This is a genomic window from Aquabacterium sp. (assembly GCF_048860245.1).
Taxonomy (GTDB): Bacteria; Pseudomonadota; Gammaproteobacteria; order Burkholderiales; family Burkholderiaceae_C; genus Aquabacterium.
The window spans coordinates 1-14734 of sequence record NZ_JBLIZW010000123.1 but is presented as its reverse complement, the minus strand read 5'-3'; the positions used below and the strand labels follow the sequence as shown (position 1 = coordinate 14734).

Annotated in this window: 13 protein-coding genes and 1 tRNA gene; 11 read left to right on the top strand and 3 right to left on the bottom strand. The window is 61.5% G+C overall.

Translation table 11 applies throughout. The features are described 5' to 3' along the window. Positions 1-57 precede the first annotated feature (57 nt). From ACMV18_RS14000 to xth, 6 genes are all read left to right on the top strand, one after another. Positions 58-1857 (top strand): ABC transporter transmembrane domain-containing protein, encoded by a 1800-nt coding sequence (locus ACMV18_RS14000; RefSeq protein ID WP_420818349.1) that lies wholly within the window; start codon positions 58-60, stop codon positions 1855-1857. Positions 1858-1954: 97 nt separating this feature from the next. Further along, positions 1955-2638 carry an OmpA family protein gene (locus ACMV18_RS13995; protein ID WP_420818348.1) on the top strand — a complete coding sequence of 228 codons (684 nt, stop codon included), beginning with the start codon at positions 1955-1957 and terminating at the stop codon, positions 2636-2638. 87 nt (positions 2639-2725) lie between these two features. Beyond that, entirely contained in the window at positions 2726-3703 is a 978-nt protein-coding gene (locus ACMV18_RS13990; protein WP_420818347.1) for a thymidylate synthase, read from the top strand. A gap of 9 nt (positions 3704-3712) precedes the next feature. Continuing rightward, on the top strand, positions 3713-4207 hold the full coding sequence (locus ACMV18_RS13985; RefSeq protein WP_420818346.1) for a dihydrofolate reductase: 495 nt from the start codon (positions 3713-3715) through the stop codon (positions 4205-4207). Positions 4208-4368: 161 nt separating this feature from the next. Beyond that, positions 4369-5124 (top strand): TerC family protein, encoded by a 756-nt coding sequence (locus ACMV18_RS13980; protein WP_420818345.1) that lies wholly within the window; start codon positions 4369-4371, stop codon positions 5122-5124. Between the two features lie 63 nt (positions 5125-5187). Beyond that, positions 5188-5967, top strand: coding sequence for an exodeoxyribonuclease III (xth, locus tag ACMV18_RS13975; protein WP_420818344.1), 780 nt, complete (start codon positions 5188-5190; stop codon positions 5965-5967). On the opposite strand, the gene mutY is transcribed toward xth, so the two are convergent. From mutY to mutM, 3 genes are all read right to left on the bottom strand, one after another. Beyond that, a complete protein-coding gene (gene mutY, locus ACMV18_RS13970) occupies positions 5954-7093 on the bottom strand; it encodes an A/G-specific adenine glycosylase (RefSeq protein WP_420818343.1) in 1140 nt (379 codons plus the stop codon). The two genes, xth and mutY, sit on opposite strands and share 14 nt — an antisense overlap. Then, the gene (locus ACMV18_RS13965; protein ID WP_420818342.1) at positions 7090-9054 is read right to left on the bottom strand and encodes a dynamin family protein; all 1965 of its coding nucleotides are present in this window, start codon (positions 9052-9054) and stop codon (positions 7090-7092) included. Before ACMV18_RS13965 ends, mutY begins: the two co-directional genes overlap by 4 nt. 96 nt (positions 9055-9150) lie before the next feature. Next, positions 9151-9987, bottom strand: coding sequence for a bifunctional DNA-formamidopyrimidine glycosylase/DNA-(apurinic or apyrimidinic site) lyase (mutM, locus tag ACMV18_RS13960; protein WP_420818341.1), 837 nt, complete (start codon positions 9985-9987; stop codon positions 9151-9153). A gap of 79 nt (positions 9988-10066) precedes the next feature. Here mutM and ACMV18_RS13955 point away from each other — a divergent pair, with 79 nt between their 5' ends. The 5 genes from ACMV18_RS13955 to ACMV18_RS13935 all read left to right on the top strand — a co-directional run. Next, a complete protein-coding gene (locus ACMV18_RS13955; RefSeq protein ID WP_420818340.1) occupies positions 10067-11905 on the top strand; it encodes a tetratricopeptide repeat protein in 1839 nt (612 codons plus the stop codon). Positions 11906-11910: 5 nt separating this feature from the next. Further along, complete coding sequence (locus ACMV18_RS13950; RefSeq protein WP_420818339.1) at positions 11911-12534, top strand: lipoprotein insertase outer membrane protein LolB; 624 nt, start codon at positions 11911-11913, stop codon at positions 12532-12534. 39 nt (positions 12535-12573) lie between these two features. Then, a complete protein-coding gene (ispE, locus tag ACMV18_RS13945; RefSeq protein ID WP_420818338.1) occupies positions 12574-13485 on the top strand; it encodes a 4-(cytidine 5'-diphospho)-2-C-methyl-D-erythritol kinase in 912 nt (303 codons plus the stop codon). Positions 13486-13623: 138 nt separating this feature from the next. After that, positions 13624-13700, top strand: a tRNA-Gln gene (locus tag ACMV18_RS13940). Positions 13701-13843: 143 nt separating this feature from the next. After that, the coding region (locus ACMV18_RS13935; RefSeq protein ID WP_420818337.1) for a ribose-phosphate pyrophosphokinase at positions 13844-14734 on the top strand (891 nt) is incomplete at its 3' end.

Here is a 14734-nt window from a genome sequence, read left to right as displayed (position 1 = left end):
CAAATCAAGGAATACCCTCACCTCATAATCCGTGGGTCTTTGCACCTCCTCCGCCACATGACTGAACGCACCGGCCCAGACACCGCCTCCCCAAAATCCGTGCGGGCATTGAGAGACCTCACCCCATTTCTGCGCCCCTATCGCGCGCGCATGGCCTGGGCGTTCGTCTTCCTGGTGTTGGCCGCCCTCACGACGCTCGTCTTACCTTTGGCCCTGCGTACCCTGATCGACCAAGGGCTGGTGTCTGCCGACCCCGGTCAGCGCGTCATGGCCATGCGCTCGCACTTTCTGGCCCTGTTTGCCGTAGGCGTGGCCATGGGCGTCTTTGCGGCATCCCGCTACTTCATGGTGACCTGGCTCGGTGAACGCATCACCGCCGACATCAAACGCGCGGTGTACCGCCACGTGCTGCAGCAAAGTCCGGAATTCTTTGAAACCACCAAAACCGGTGAAGTGCTCTCACGCCTGACGGCGGATACCACGCTCATCCAAACCGTCGTCGGGACCAGCGTGTCCCTCGGCTTGCGCAACCTGATCATGGCCACAGGTGCACTGGTCATGCTGGTGGCCACCAACCCCTATGTGATGGCCCAAGTCCTGGGGGGATTCGTGCTGGTGGTCTTGCCCGCCATCGTCTATGGCCGAAGGGTGAGACGCCTGTCCCGAGTCAGTCAGGACAAGATCGCCGATTCCAGCGCCATCGCGGCCGAAGTACTCAATGCCGTCCCGGTGGTGCAAAGCTACACCGCCGAGCACCGCGAAGCCCACCGGTTTGACGAGGCCACGGACCAGGCCTTCCGGACCGGCGAGCGGCGGATTCGTGCCCGCGCATTCCTGGTCGCGTTCATCATCTCGGCCACCACCGGCGCCTTGCTGTGGGGCCTGTACCAAGGCACCCAGGCTGTGCTGGATGGCCGCATTTCGGCCGGACACATGGGGCAAACCGTCGTCTACGTCATCCTTTTGCTGGGCGCGGTCGCGGCCTTGTCAGAGGTCTACGGCGACATCCTGCGTGCGGCCGGCGCCACCGAGCGTTTGATGGAGTTGCTGCATGCGCACTCCCCCATCCAATCCCCGCCGTCCCCGCAGTCCCTCCCGACGCCTAGCCACGGCGCACGCCTGGACCTGCGCGACCTGAGCTTCCACTACCCATCCCGTCCCGGGCAAGCAGCCTTGTCCGACCTGCAACTCCAGGTTCGCGCAGGCGAGACCATTGCCCTGGTTGGCCCCAGCGGCGCAGGCAAAAGCACCGTCTTTCAACTCATCCTGCGCTTTTACGATCCGCAGCACGGGCAGATCGAGATGGATGGCTGCCCCATCCAGTCCCTGTCGCTGACCGACCTGCGGCAGCGCATCGGCATCGTCCCGCAAGACAGCACCATTTTCTCGACCAGCGCGCTCGAAAACATCCGCTACGGTCGCCCCGAGGCCACCGACGACGAAGTGATCGCCGCCGCACAAGCTGCGCACGCCCACGAATTCCTCCGCAAACTGCCCGAGGGCTATGCCACCTACCTGGGCGAGCGCGGCGTGCGGCTCTCTGGCGGACAGCGTCAGCGCATCGCCATCGCGCGCGCCATTTTGAAAAATGCGCCCCTGCTGCTGCTCGACGAAGCCACCAGCGCACTCGACACCGAGAGCGAACGCGCCGTTCAGGCCGCCCTGGAAGAAGCCATGAAGGACCGCACCACACTGGTCATCGCCCACCGACTCAGCACGGTGGTGAACGCGGATCGCATCGTCGTCATGGATGGGGGACGCATCGTGGATGTCGGCACCCACACGGAACTCATGGGGCGAAATGGGCTCTACGCCAAGCTGGCCTCCATGCAATTCGATCAAGTTTCATCCGCGTAACGCCAACCCGCTGTCATCACGTTGGACACCTGGCGCGTTCTACCCGTGCGGGGAGCGAAATGCATCGCCCCACGCCATCGTCATCAAGGAATTGTTCATGTCTACCCTTTTCCATCCCCGTCTGAGCCGCTCGCTGCTGATCTCTGCCCTGTCTGGCGCGTTCCTGATCACCGGTTGCGCCAACATGGATGAAACCCAGCGCGGCACCGCCACCGGTGCGGCCATCGGCACCGTGCTGGGCTCCGCCATCGGCAGCGCCACCTGCGGCAAGAACACCGTGCGCGGTGCAGCACTGGGCGCTGCAGCCGGCGCCATCGCTGGCAACCTGTGGTCCAAGCGCATGCAAGAGCAGCAAGCCGCCATGGAACAAGCCACCCGCGGCACCGACATCGACGTCACCCGCACCGCCGACAACCAACTGAAGCTCAACGTGCCCAGCGACATTTCGTTCGCCCGCAACAGCGCAGCCCTCAAGCCTGAACTGCGCTCAGTGTTGGAAACCTTTGCCAAGGGTCTGACCAGCAACGGCAGCGGGATGATCGTGCGCGTAGTGGGCCACACCGACAGCACCGGCTCCGATGCCATCAACAACCCGCTGTCGCTGCAACGCGCCGAAAGCGTCAAGAACTTCCTGGAAGACCGCGGCGTGCCCGCTTCGCGCATCGAGACCGTGGGCCGTGGCTCGCGTGAGCCCATCGCCAGCAACGACACCGCTGACGGCCAGGCCAAGAACCGTCGCGTCGAGATCTTCCTGCGCGACCCAGCACCAGCTCAGCAGTAAATCTGCCCACATCCATGTCGCCGGCAATCAAGGCGACAATATCGACAGCCGGCCTTCCAGCCGGCTGTTGTGTTTTACAGGACGGCCATGAAACAGTACCTCGACCTCGTTCAAACCATCTTCGACACCGGTAGCTGGCAAGACAACCGCACCGGCGTGCGCACCTTGAGCATGCCCGGCGCCATGATGCGTTTTGACCTGCAAGAGGGCTTCCCGGCCGTCACGACCAAAAAGCTGGCGTTCAAATCCGCCATTGGCGAGATGGTGGGTTTCCTGCGCGCCAGCCGCAACGCCGCCGAGTTCCGCGCCCTGGGCTGCAAAGTCTGGGACCAGAACGCCAACGAAAACCAGGCCTGGCTGGCCAACCCTTACCGTCTGGGCGACGACGACCTCGGCCCCGTTTACGGCGTGCAATGGCGCAACTGGCCAGCCTACAAAATGCTGCCTGCCATGGCCACCGCGCAAATTCAGGATGCCACCGCCCGCGGCTACCAGGTCCTCGGTCAGTTCGACAGCACCGACGGCCAGGGCGAACAAGTTCTGCTCTACAAGGCCATTGACCAATTGCGCCAGTGCCTGGACACCATCCACAAGGATCCCGGCAACCGCCGCATCCTCTTCCACGGCTGGAACTGGGCGCAGCTCGAGGAAATGGCGCTCCCCCCTTGCCACCTGCTCTACCAGTTCCTGGTCAACCAGGCCAAAGGCGAGATCTCGCTGTGCCTGTACATCCGCAGCAACGACGTCGGTCTGGGCACCCCCTTCAACCTCACCGAAGGCGCCGCGCTGCTGACCCTGATGGGTCGCCTCACGGGCTACAAACCCCGCTGGTTCACCTACTTCATCGGTGACGCCCACATCTACGAAAACCACGTGGACATGCTGCAAGAGCAGCTCCAGCGCGAGCCCTTCCCTGCGCCCAAACTGGTTTTGTCCGACCGCATCCCCGACTTCGCCGTCACGGGCCAATACGAGCCTGAGTGGCTGGAAAAAGTCGAGCCCGCCGACTTCTGGCTGGAAGGCTACCAACACCACGCCCCGCTCACTGCCCCCATGGCCGTCTGATCGCATCCCATGAGCTCCCCTCGCATCGCCCTCATCGCCGCCGTGGCTCGCAATGGCGCCATCGGCAAAGACAATGCCCTGCTGTGGCACCTGCCCGAAGACCTGAAATTCTTCAAGCGCACCACCCTGGGCTGCCCGGTCATCATGGGCCGCAAGACCTACGACTCCATCGGGCGCCCCCTTCCCGGTCGCCGCAACATCGTCATCACCCGGCAAGCCGACTGGTCTGCATCCGGCGTGGACACAGCCTCCTCCCTGGCCGAAGCCCTGAGCATGGTGGCCGACGCCCCCAAGGTCTTCATCATTGGTGGCGCGCAAATTTACGAACAAGCCCTGCCTTTGGTGCAAGACATCGTGCTCACAGAGGTCGATGCCGACTACGATGCCGACGCGTTTTTCCCAGCCTGGGATCGCAGCGCATTTGAGGAGACCTCGCGCGAGTGCCACCAAACCGACACGGGTCTGGCCTACGCTTTCGTCACCTACCAACGCACAACCACCTGACTTCCCTCATCCAAGTGCAAAAAGCATCAATCGCGTTTTGCCCACAACACTTCGTTTTTCCCGAAACGTCAACCCAGACAATTCGGATTTACTCAGTCCTCCGTTGACTCTAAGCTCGGGTCTTTGCCATCCTCGGCAAGGACCTGAAACAAGACAACGTCATGGACTTCCTGCTCGACCCCAACATCTGGATCGCCTTCGCGATGCTGACCGCCCTTGAAATCGTCCTGGGCGTGGACAACATCATCTTCATCTCCATCCTGGTGGGCCGCCTGCCCGCCGAATTGCGCGACAAGGCACGTCGCCTCGGCCTGAGCTTTGCCATGCTGTCTCGGCTGGCCCTGCTGTTCTCGCTGAGCTGGGTCATGGGCCTCAAGGCAGACCTCTTCCACCTGTTCGGACAAGGCATCAGCGGCCGTGACCTGGTGCTGCTGCTGGGTGGTCTGTTCCTGCTGTACAAGGCCTCGCACGAAATCTTCGTCGAAGTCGAAGCCCGCGAAGAAGATCATGCGCCCGACACCGATCCTGCGGTGCTCAAGTCGGCCGGTGCCAAGCTGTTCTGGAGCATCATCGGCCAGATCGCCATCATCGACATCGTCTTCTCGCTGGACTCGGTCATCACCGCCGTCGGCATGGTTGACAAGCTCCCCGTGATGATTGCCGCCGTGATCGCATCCGTTGGCGTGATGCTGTTCGCGGCCAAGCCCATCGGCGACTTCGTTGACCAACACCCCTCCGTCAAGGTGCTGGCCTTGGCCTTCCTCGTGATGGTGGGCATGGCCCTGACTGCAGAAGCCTTCGAGGCGCACATCCCCAAGGGCTACATCTACGCCGCCATGGCCTTCTCCCTGGCAGTGGAAGCCCTGAACATCCGGGCACGTGGCAAACGCCTGGCCCTTCAGCAAAAACAAGCCTGATTGGGCACAATGACAAGCCCGCGGTGCTGAGCATGGCACCGCGGGCTTTTTCCTTTCAAAGCCATGAAACTCGCCACCTGGAACGTCAACTCCCTGTCCGTCCGTCTGCCTCAACTGATGGACTGGCTGGCCGCCAACCCCGTCGATGCACTGGTTCTGCAAGAAACCAAACTCACCGACGACAAGTTCCCGCATGCGGACCTCGAAGCTGCCGGCTACCACGCCCAGTGGTTTGGTCAAAAGACCTACAACGGTGTCGCACTGCTGACGCGCGAGCCCAGCACCGACATCGTCAAGAACATCCCGGGCTTTGAAGACGATCAGGCCCGCGTGATCGCCGGCACCGTCCCCCATGCTGTGCATGGCCAGGTGCGCGTGATTGGCGGCTACTTCCCCAACGGCCAGGCCCCCGGCAGCGACAAGTTTGCCTACAAGATGGCGTGGCTGGATGCCTTGCAAGCCTGGCTGAAAGACGAATTGAGCCGCCACCCACACCTTGTGCTGATGGGCGATTTCAACATCACCCCTACCGACGACGACGTGTACGACCCCGTCGGCTGGAAGGACCAGATCCACTGCACCGTCGAAGAGCGCACCCACTTCCAGCAACTGCTGCAACTGGGCCTGGTGGACGCCTTCCGCTTGTTCGACCAGCCGCCCAAGCCCTGGAGTTGGTGGGACTACCGCAACCTGGCTTTCCGCAAGAACCAAGGACTGCGCATCGACCACATTCTGGTGAGCGACGCACTCAAGCCCCAGGTCAGCGCTTGCGTGATCGACAAAGCCCCGCGCAAAAACGAGCGCCCCAGCGACCATGCCCCGGTGATCGTCACCTTGGCCTGATGCCGTCAGTCCCTCGCCGCACTAACCCCAGCAGCAACTTGCTCAGAGGCGCAGGCAAGGCCTTTTGCTTCAACTCGGCCAAGGGCACCCAGGTGCCCTGCTCATTCTCTGCCAGCAAGCGCTGCGTGAGCGCCTGTCGTTGAACCTCGGACTGAACCACGCAATGCCAAGGTGTCAGCCACCAGTCCAGGTGGGTGAGCACGTGCTTGAGGCGAGGTTGACGCTCCACCGACAAGGCGTCGATGGGCATCGCATCGACCCAAGCCGCCGCATCGGCTTCACTGTCGAGCAGGGGCAAAGTCCACAAGCCTGCCCACACACCCTTGTCCGGCATGGGTTGCAGCCAGACTTGGTCTTGCCACTGCCACCACATCCACCAGTTTTCGCGCACACCGCGCTTGAGCTTGCGCGTTTTGACCGGGTAGGCTTCTGGCTGCCCCACCTCCCTCGCCACACACAAGTCTGACCACGGGCACATCAGGCACGATGGTTTGCGGGGCGTGCACACGGTGGCGCCCAGATCCATCAAGCCTTGGGTGTACGCAGGCATGTCTTGCGCGCGGGACGGCACCAACGCATCGGCCGCCGCCCAAAGCGCCTTTTCATGGGCGCGAATCGACAGATCCTGCCCCCAACCCAGCGCGCGGCTCAGCACACGCTTCACGTTGCCATCCATGATGGACACGCGCTCGTCGAAACAGAACGACGCAATGGCTGCGGCTGTCGACGGACCAATGCCCGGCAAGGTTTGCAAGGCCTGCGCCGATGCCGGAAACACGCCGCCATGCTCGCTCACCACGGCTTGCGCACATCGGTGCAAGTTCCTCGCTCGGCTGTAATAGCCCAGCCCGGCCCACAGCGCCAGCACCTCATCCAACGGCGCAGCCGCCAAGGCCTGCACATCCGGAAATCGCTTCAGAAAACGGTCGAAGTACCCCAGCACGGTCGTGACCTGGGTCGGCTGCAACATGATCTCCGACAGCCACACCCGATACGGATCACGCACCTTCTGCCAAGGCAGATGATGGCGCCCCTCTTGGCGCTGCCAAGCCACCAGTCGGTCGGCCAACAGCGGTGTCACCCGCTGCGCACGACACAGCAGGTCATCCGCTGTCATGTCACTCATGTCGGGCTGGTCTCGGGCTCAATCGCCTCGGGTTCGTGCAGGCTGTCGAAATTGGCCTGCTGCGTCAGCTCGTCCACCAAAGTGGCCAGTCGGGTCTGCAACTGCAGCACGCGCTCATCTTGAGCCTGGACTTCCTGTACCCGTGCATCCAGCTCGCTCGATGCCGACTGGATCCGATCCAGCGACTCATAGCGACGCTTGAAGTTGCGACGACGCTCGCGCAATTGGCTGTCCACCTGCGCCGAGGCCGTCTTGTTCCACAACTCCACGTCGTTGCAGACCGTCTCGAACACCACGCGCAAACGCGAAATCAGCATGCGGCGGAACTGTTCCTGAAACGCGGGCTGCGCCAAACGGAAAGCCTGGCTCAAACCAAAGTACTGCACGTAGTTGCGCTCAATCAGGTTGAGATCGTCGTGGTACTTACGGATGTCCAGTGGCGTGTCCGCCACCAGGCTGAAACCAAACTCGGCATTGAGCTTGGAGAAGGACGCAACCAGCATGGCGTGAATTTCATCGCTGCGCTGCTGTGCCTGATCAATGCGCTCACGCAAGCGCCCACACAACTCCACAAACGCCTTGCGTGCCCCCAGCGGCAACCACGAAGCGCCCAACACTTGCTGCAGGCCTTCCACTTCCTTGCGCAGGCACTCTGCGGACAGTTCGCTCAAGACCTCTTTCATCATGCGCGCATGCACCGTTCGCATGGCCTGCAAACGGGCCGTGCACAACTCGAACTCGGCCGCCTCGGCCTGCACGCGCTGCAGCATCAACTGCACCTTGCCCGAGCTCTTGCCACGCAAGCTGCGCAGTTCCAGCAACTGATCCGCGCACAAGCGACGCATCTCGCCAAAACGGCGATTCAGTTGCGTTTGAAACTGCGTGGCGCCCAAGATGGCTGCCTCCGCCAGATTCTCCCGACGACGCGGCAACAAGCCTTCGGACAAGGCGTTTTCAAACGCCTCCATCCGGCTCGTGGCCAAACCGGCCTCATCGCCTGACAAACGTGCCGCCAGCGCTTGCCGCGCCGAGATCGGAAACACATGATCCGCCGGGATTTCCAGCGTCTGCGCCACGCTTTCGCATTGACGCTGAATCACAGCCTCTACCTCGGCTGGCGTGCTCAATGGATCCGCCAGCGAGTCGATTTTGTTGAGCGCCACAAAACGAGCCAAGGCCGGGCCACACAGATGGTCACGCCAGATATCCAGATCAGACTTGGTCACGCCTGTGTCGGCACCCAGAATGAACACTGTGGCGTGCGCTTGCGGCAGCAGGCCCAATGTCAGTTCAGGCTCGGTCCCGATGGCATTCAGGCCCGGGGTATCGAGCACCACCAAGCCACGCTTGAGCAGTGGATGCGGCAAATTGATCCGAGCGTGACGCCACACCGGCACTTCCACCATGCCGTCAGACAGGATGGCAGGATTGTCGGCCGGACGCTCTTCGTCCCAAAAACCCAGTCGTGCTGCTTCTTGTGTGGACACATGACGCGTCCGCATGACCTCGGCCAATGCTTGCGCCATGCCATCCGGGTTCGACAAATCCATGTCCACCCACGTCCAGGCACGAGGCTGACGACGATAGTCAGCCAAGGATGAGGCCTCCAGCCGCGTCTCGATGGGCAACAGCGACAAGCCCACAGGCTCTTCCGCGTCATAGCCCAATTCCACCGGACACATCGTGGTGCGCCCTGCTGACGCGGGCATCATGCGACGTCCCTTGTCCGAGAAAAAGATCGCGTTGATCAACTCAGACTTGCCGCGCGAGAACTCTGCAACAAACGCCACCATGAGCTTCTCGCCCGACAGGCGATGGCGCATGGCCTCGAACCATTCGGCCGAAGCATCGTCAAGCAGATCATGTTCTCGGGCGAAACGCGCCAATGCGCCCAAACGAGCGTCCGTATCGGCACGCCACTGGCCCAAGGCATCCAGATGGCTGGCAAAAGTAGGCAACATGGGATTCATCCTAGCGCAAGCCCGGTGCTCCGTCACAAGGGCAAAAACGGATTTGGGACAAAACGTACACCGTTAAGACCGGAGTGTCTGCAATCGTCACCTTTTCTGACATATCGGACAGTAGTAAGTGGCCCGCTGCCCCTGAACAATGCGCCGAATGAGCGAACCACACACGCGACACGGCTCCCCCTCACGCCCATAGACCTGGGTCGAAAGCTGGAAATGGCCTTGATTGCCTTGCGCATCCTTGAAGTCCTTCAAACTTGACCCACCCAGCGCCACCGCCTCGCTCAAGACTGCGCGGACCTCCCGCAACAGCCGCTCGCATCGCGGGCCGCTGACCCGCCCCGCAGCCAGCCGGGGATCAATTCCCGCTCGAAACAGCGCCTCGCAGGCGTAGATGTTCCCCGCCCCGACCACCACATCGCCAGCCAGCAAAGCCTGCTTGATGGACACCGATCGCCCCTTGAGCTGCTTGCGCACCCACTCCGGCGTCAGTTCAGGATCCCCAAAAGGCTCGCGCCCCAGGCCCGACAGCAGCTTCCCCGGCATCCCTTCGTGCATGGATGCTCCCCAGACCACCGCACCGAAGCGCCGTGGGTCATGAAGCCGCAAGGTCCCTCGCGTGGTCACCAGATCGAAATGATCATGCTTGCCCGGCGCCCCGGCGCGCCCCTCAAACGACAAGCTGCCCGACATCCCCAAGTGAATCAGCAGGCCACCAGAACGGTGACCGGATGCCGCGATCAATGGGACCCACAAATACTTGCCCCGGCGAATCACCGCGCCCACCCGGCAACCTCGCAACTCGTCGCCATCCACACCCAAGGGCCAACGCAGCGGCTTACCCAGCACCACATCTACCACTTCGGCAGACACGATCCGGTCCGCAAAACTCTGACGGGTGACTTCAACTTCTGGCAGTTCTGGCATACCCCAAATGATACGGACGCCGACGAAACCAAAACGCTATCAAAGCCTCAATAGAATGGCTGCATCTGCTGGAGTCTTCATGCCCGTTCATATCTCTCGCGTGTCCACGTCCTCGAATACCAAGCGTTGGCAAGTTTTCCCTCGACACGCCTTGATCCCCTCTGCTGTCATGACCCTGGCGCTCGTCAGCAGCAGCCTGACATGGGCCGCGCCCAAGACACCGGCCAGCACCTCACAGACAACACCCAGTACCCCCGTCACGATTCAAAACTCGGACCTGGACGCGCCCCTGTTTTATCAACTGCTGATTGCCGAGATTCAGGTGAACGCAGGCGAGGCAGGCACGGCTTACCAGCTCTACCTGGACGCCGCACGCCGCCATCAAAGCGGACAGCTTTATCAGCGGGCTGTCGAAATTGCCCTTCGCGCACGAGCTGGCGAACAGGCGCTGACCGCAGCCAAAGCATGGCGCCAGGCTTTGCCGCAATCACGCGAAGCCTCTGAGTTCACCGCGCAAATCCTCATGGCGCTGGGACGGGCCAATGAATTGGCGCCCCCATTGCGAACGCTCATCCAGCTGACGCCGGTCACCCAGCAACCTCAAGTCATTGCCGGACTGCCCAGAAGTCTGAATCGCCTGAGCGACCGTCAAGCCGCCGCCGCCGTGATTGACGAAGCCACACAACCCTGGCGCCAAGCGCCGTTGGAACTGGCTGAAGCTTGGGCAGCAAGCGGTGAAGGCTGGCTGCAAGCCAAAAATCCACAGCGTGCGCAAGCCGCCGTGCAACGCGCCCTTGCGCTGAATCCGTCGCTGCCAACAGCCGGCCTGCTCGCCATCGACCTCAGCGACCAATGGCCCGAGGCAGAACAGCTCGTCAAATCCCAGTTGACCAAACCCGACGCCTCCGATGTCGTGAGACTGGCCTACGCCCGCAAGTTGACCTTGGCGCAACGCTATGACGAAGCGGCCCAGCAACTGGACCTCCTCATCGCCAAGCATCCGGAGCAACACGGCAACCGCATGTTGCTGGCCGCCATCCGTCTGGAAATGCGCCAACCAGACCAGGCTGAGGCCGTTCTCAAGCCCATTCTCGAAAACGTCCCCAAAGCGGACGGCAAGACCAACGACCGCCGCAGCGCACTGCCCGCTGGGGAGTTCGAGCAGGCCAGCCTGCTGATGGCGCAAGTCGCCGAGTTGCGCAAGCGCCCTCAAGAGGCACTTGAGTGGCTCGACCGGGCCGACCCCAAGCATGAAAAGATCGGTATCCAGTCGCAACGCGCTCGGCTACTGAGCAGTCAGGGCAAGCTGAAAGAAGCTCGCCAGGCACTGCGCGCGCTGCCAGAGTCCGAGCCTCGTGATGCGGTCTTGAAGTACCAGGCTGAAGCGCAATTGCTGCGCGACCTGCGTCAGTGGCCCGAGGCTTATCGTGTCTTGAGCGAAGCCACCGATCGCTTCCCGGAAGACACCGATCTCCTGTATGACCAAGCCATGCTGGCTGACCGCCTGCACAAGCTCGATGACATGGAGCGCCTGCTGCGCAAAGTCATTGAACTGGCACCGGATCATGCCAACGCGTTCAATGCGCTCGGCTACAGCTTCGCAGATCGCGGCATCCGGCTGGACGAAGCACGCACACTGATCACACAGGCCTTGAAGCTGCGTCCTGGCGACCCCTTCATCACCGATAGCCTGGGGTGGCTGGAATACCGACAAGGCAACAAGGACGAAGCCTTGAAGTTGCTCAAAGAGGCCTTCCAAGCACGCCCCGATGCGGAAATTGCGGCCCACCTGGGCGAGGTGTTGTGGCTGACCGGCAAGGAAGACGACGCTCGGAAAGTCTGGCGCACAGGCATCCAGCAAGAGCCCGAAAATGACGCACTCAAAAGCACCCTGCAACGCCTGCGCGTGCATCTCTGAGCACCATGCATCAGCCTGATCACACCAGCGGCCTGCTTCATGCAGGCCTTTTGCGCTGTCTGCCCGTGGCATTTGCGCTGTCTTGCTTGAGCGCCTGCCAGTCCCCGCTACCGCCCAAACTCACGTCTGCGGCCCTCGACAACGCATCGGCCCTCGCCGTGCCGGGCGCCATCCAGCCCATCTCACTGCAAGGCCAACTGAGCATCAAGCTTCAAGCCTGGAACGACACACCCGCCAAAGGCGTCAGCCTGGGCTTTTTCTTTCTGGGCACCCGAGATGCAGGACAGCTTGACTTGATGACACCTCTTGGCAGCCAGATGGCTCGACTGGCCTGGCAACAAAGCCGGGTCACGCTGACAGACACCCAGGGCGAGCAGCAATTCGATTCACTGGACGCATTGAGCGAACAGACCCTCGGGGAAGCCTTGCCCTTGCGCGCACTGGTGGACTGGATGCAAGGCAAGCCATGCCAGGACCTGCCCTATGCACCCGAAGACAGCGCAGGCGTCTTCTCGCAAGCAGGGTGGCGTGTTGACACCAGCCATCTGACAGACGGGAAGCTGACTGCCCAACGTGCCGCATCGCTCTCTCAGCGCGGGGTCATGGTCAAAATTTTCCTGGATCGCTGACCCCTATTGCTGACGCCGCTCACCTTCTGCCTCTCGAACATGCCCAGCCTGCACAACCTGCCAGCCCCCGCCAAGATCAACCTGTTCTTACACGTCACGGGACGGCGAGCGGACGGCTATCACTTACTGCAATCGGTATTCATGCTCATCGACTGGCAGGACACCTTGCACATTGACACCCGTCAGGATGGCCACGTCCGGCGTCACGACCTGAATGTGGCGCTCCCAGAAGAAGATCTTTGCATCAAGGCTGCACGCTTGCTGAAAGCCGAGAGCCGAACGGCACAAGGCTGCGACATCCGCATTCACAAAACCATCCCCTGGGGCGCGGGACTGGGCGGAGGCAGTTCAGACGCGGCCACGGTCTTGCTGGCACTCAATCAACTGTGGGGGCTTCACTGGCCACGCCACCGACTGGAAGCCCTGGCCGTGCAACTTGGCGCAGATGTCCCGTTCTTTGTGCGAGGCCACAACGCTTGGGTTGAAGGCATTGGCGAGCACATCACCCCGGTTGCACTGCCCGATGACGTGCTGACCACACCGCTGATGTTGCTAAAACCACCACTGGCTGTCCCAACCAATGCAATTTTCGGCAGCCCAACGCTAAAACGCGACAGCGAGCATGCTACAGTAGCGTTCTTTCTTGCAGCGCCCAAGCAATTCGGCAGAAATGACTTGCAAGATCCAGCCAAGGCCTACCAGCCAGCAGATGGATCCAGCAATCAAATCAACGAAGCGCTTGAAGTCATGAGGAAACGATTCGGCAATAGCCGAATGACGGGATCCGGTAGCACCGTGTTTTCGTGGATCAATGATCACACAGACACAAGCACTCTCCCCTCATTCAGTGCAGCTGACATCGGAGTTCATGACGCCGCATGGGTCAGTCGCGTATGTCGCGGCCTGTCTCGGCACCCACTGCTCGAAGTTCTGGATCAGATTCCTGATTGACTTCGATAAAGTGCTGAAATACAACAGGCTTGCAAACAACGCAAAAAACTGGCTACAATGTGAGGCTCTGATCAAGAGTGCAGCTTACAAGGTTGCGATGCAAACAAGACGCAAGTCTGACTGCAACAAAACCTGTGTAGGGGAGTCGCCAAGTTGGTTAAGGCATCGGATTTTGATTCCGACATACGAGGGTTCGAATCCTTCCTCCCCTGCCAAATTTCTTGCTCAGTCACCTGACTGAGCGTCACCTGCCCTACACCTTCCGCGAAGGCTGTTATCCCTGGCAACACACAGGGACTCCCTAAAGGGCAAGGTGCTGGGCAGATGCTATTTTTGCCATCAGCCAGACGCACCCACCATGCTATCCGATACCGTTTTGTTCACAGGCAACGCCAATCCGGCTCTTGCTCAAGAAATCGCAACCCAACTCGGTATCAACCTTGGCAAAGCCATGGTGGGCCGTTTCTCCGACGGTGAAACCACTGTCGAGATTCAGCAAAACGTTCGCGGCCGCGAAGTGTTCGTGATTCAGTCCACCTGCGCCCCCACGAACGACAACCTGATGGAACTGCTGGTCATGGTTGACGCCCTCAAGCGCGCGTCGGCCCACCGCATCACCGCCGTCATCCCCTACTTCGGCTACGCCCGTCAAGATCGTCGCCCGCGCTCGACCCGCGTGCCCATCTCGGCTCGCGTCGTCGCCAACATGCTGGAAGCCGTGGGCGTCAGCCGCGTCCTGACCATGGACCTGCACGCTGACCAGATCCAGGGCTTCTTCAACATCGCCGTCGACAACATCTACGCTTCGCCCGTGCTGCTGTCCGACCTGCAAGCCAAGAACTACGAAGACCTGGTGGTCGTGTCGCCTGACGTGGGCGGCGTGGTTCGTGCGCGCGCTCTGGCCAAGCAACTGGGTTGCGATCTGGCCATCATCGACAAGCGTCGCCCCAAGGCCAACGTGTCCGAAGTGATGCACGTCATCGGCGAAATCGACGGCCGCAACTGCGTGATCATGGATGACATGATCGACACCGCCGGCACCTTGGTGAAGGCCGCTGAAGTGCTGAAAGAACGTGGCGCCAAGAGCGTGTACGCCTACTGTACGCACGCTGTGTTCTCGGGTCCGGCCATCGAGCGCATCAAGGCCTCGCACCTCGACGAGGTCGTGATCACCAACACCATCCCGCTGAGCGAGGCCGCCAAGGGCACGCCCAAGATCCGCCAGCTCAGCACCGCCTTCCTGTTCGCC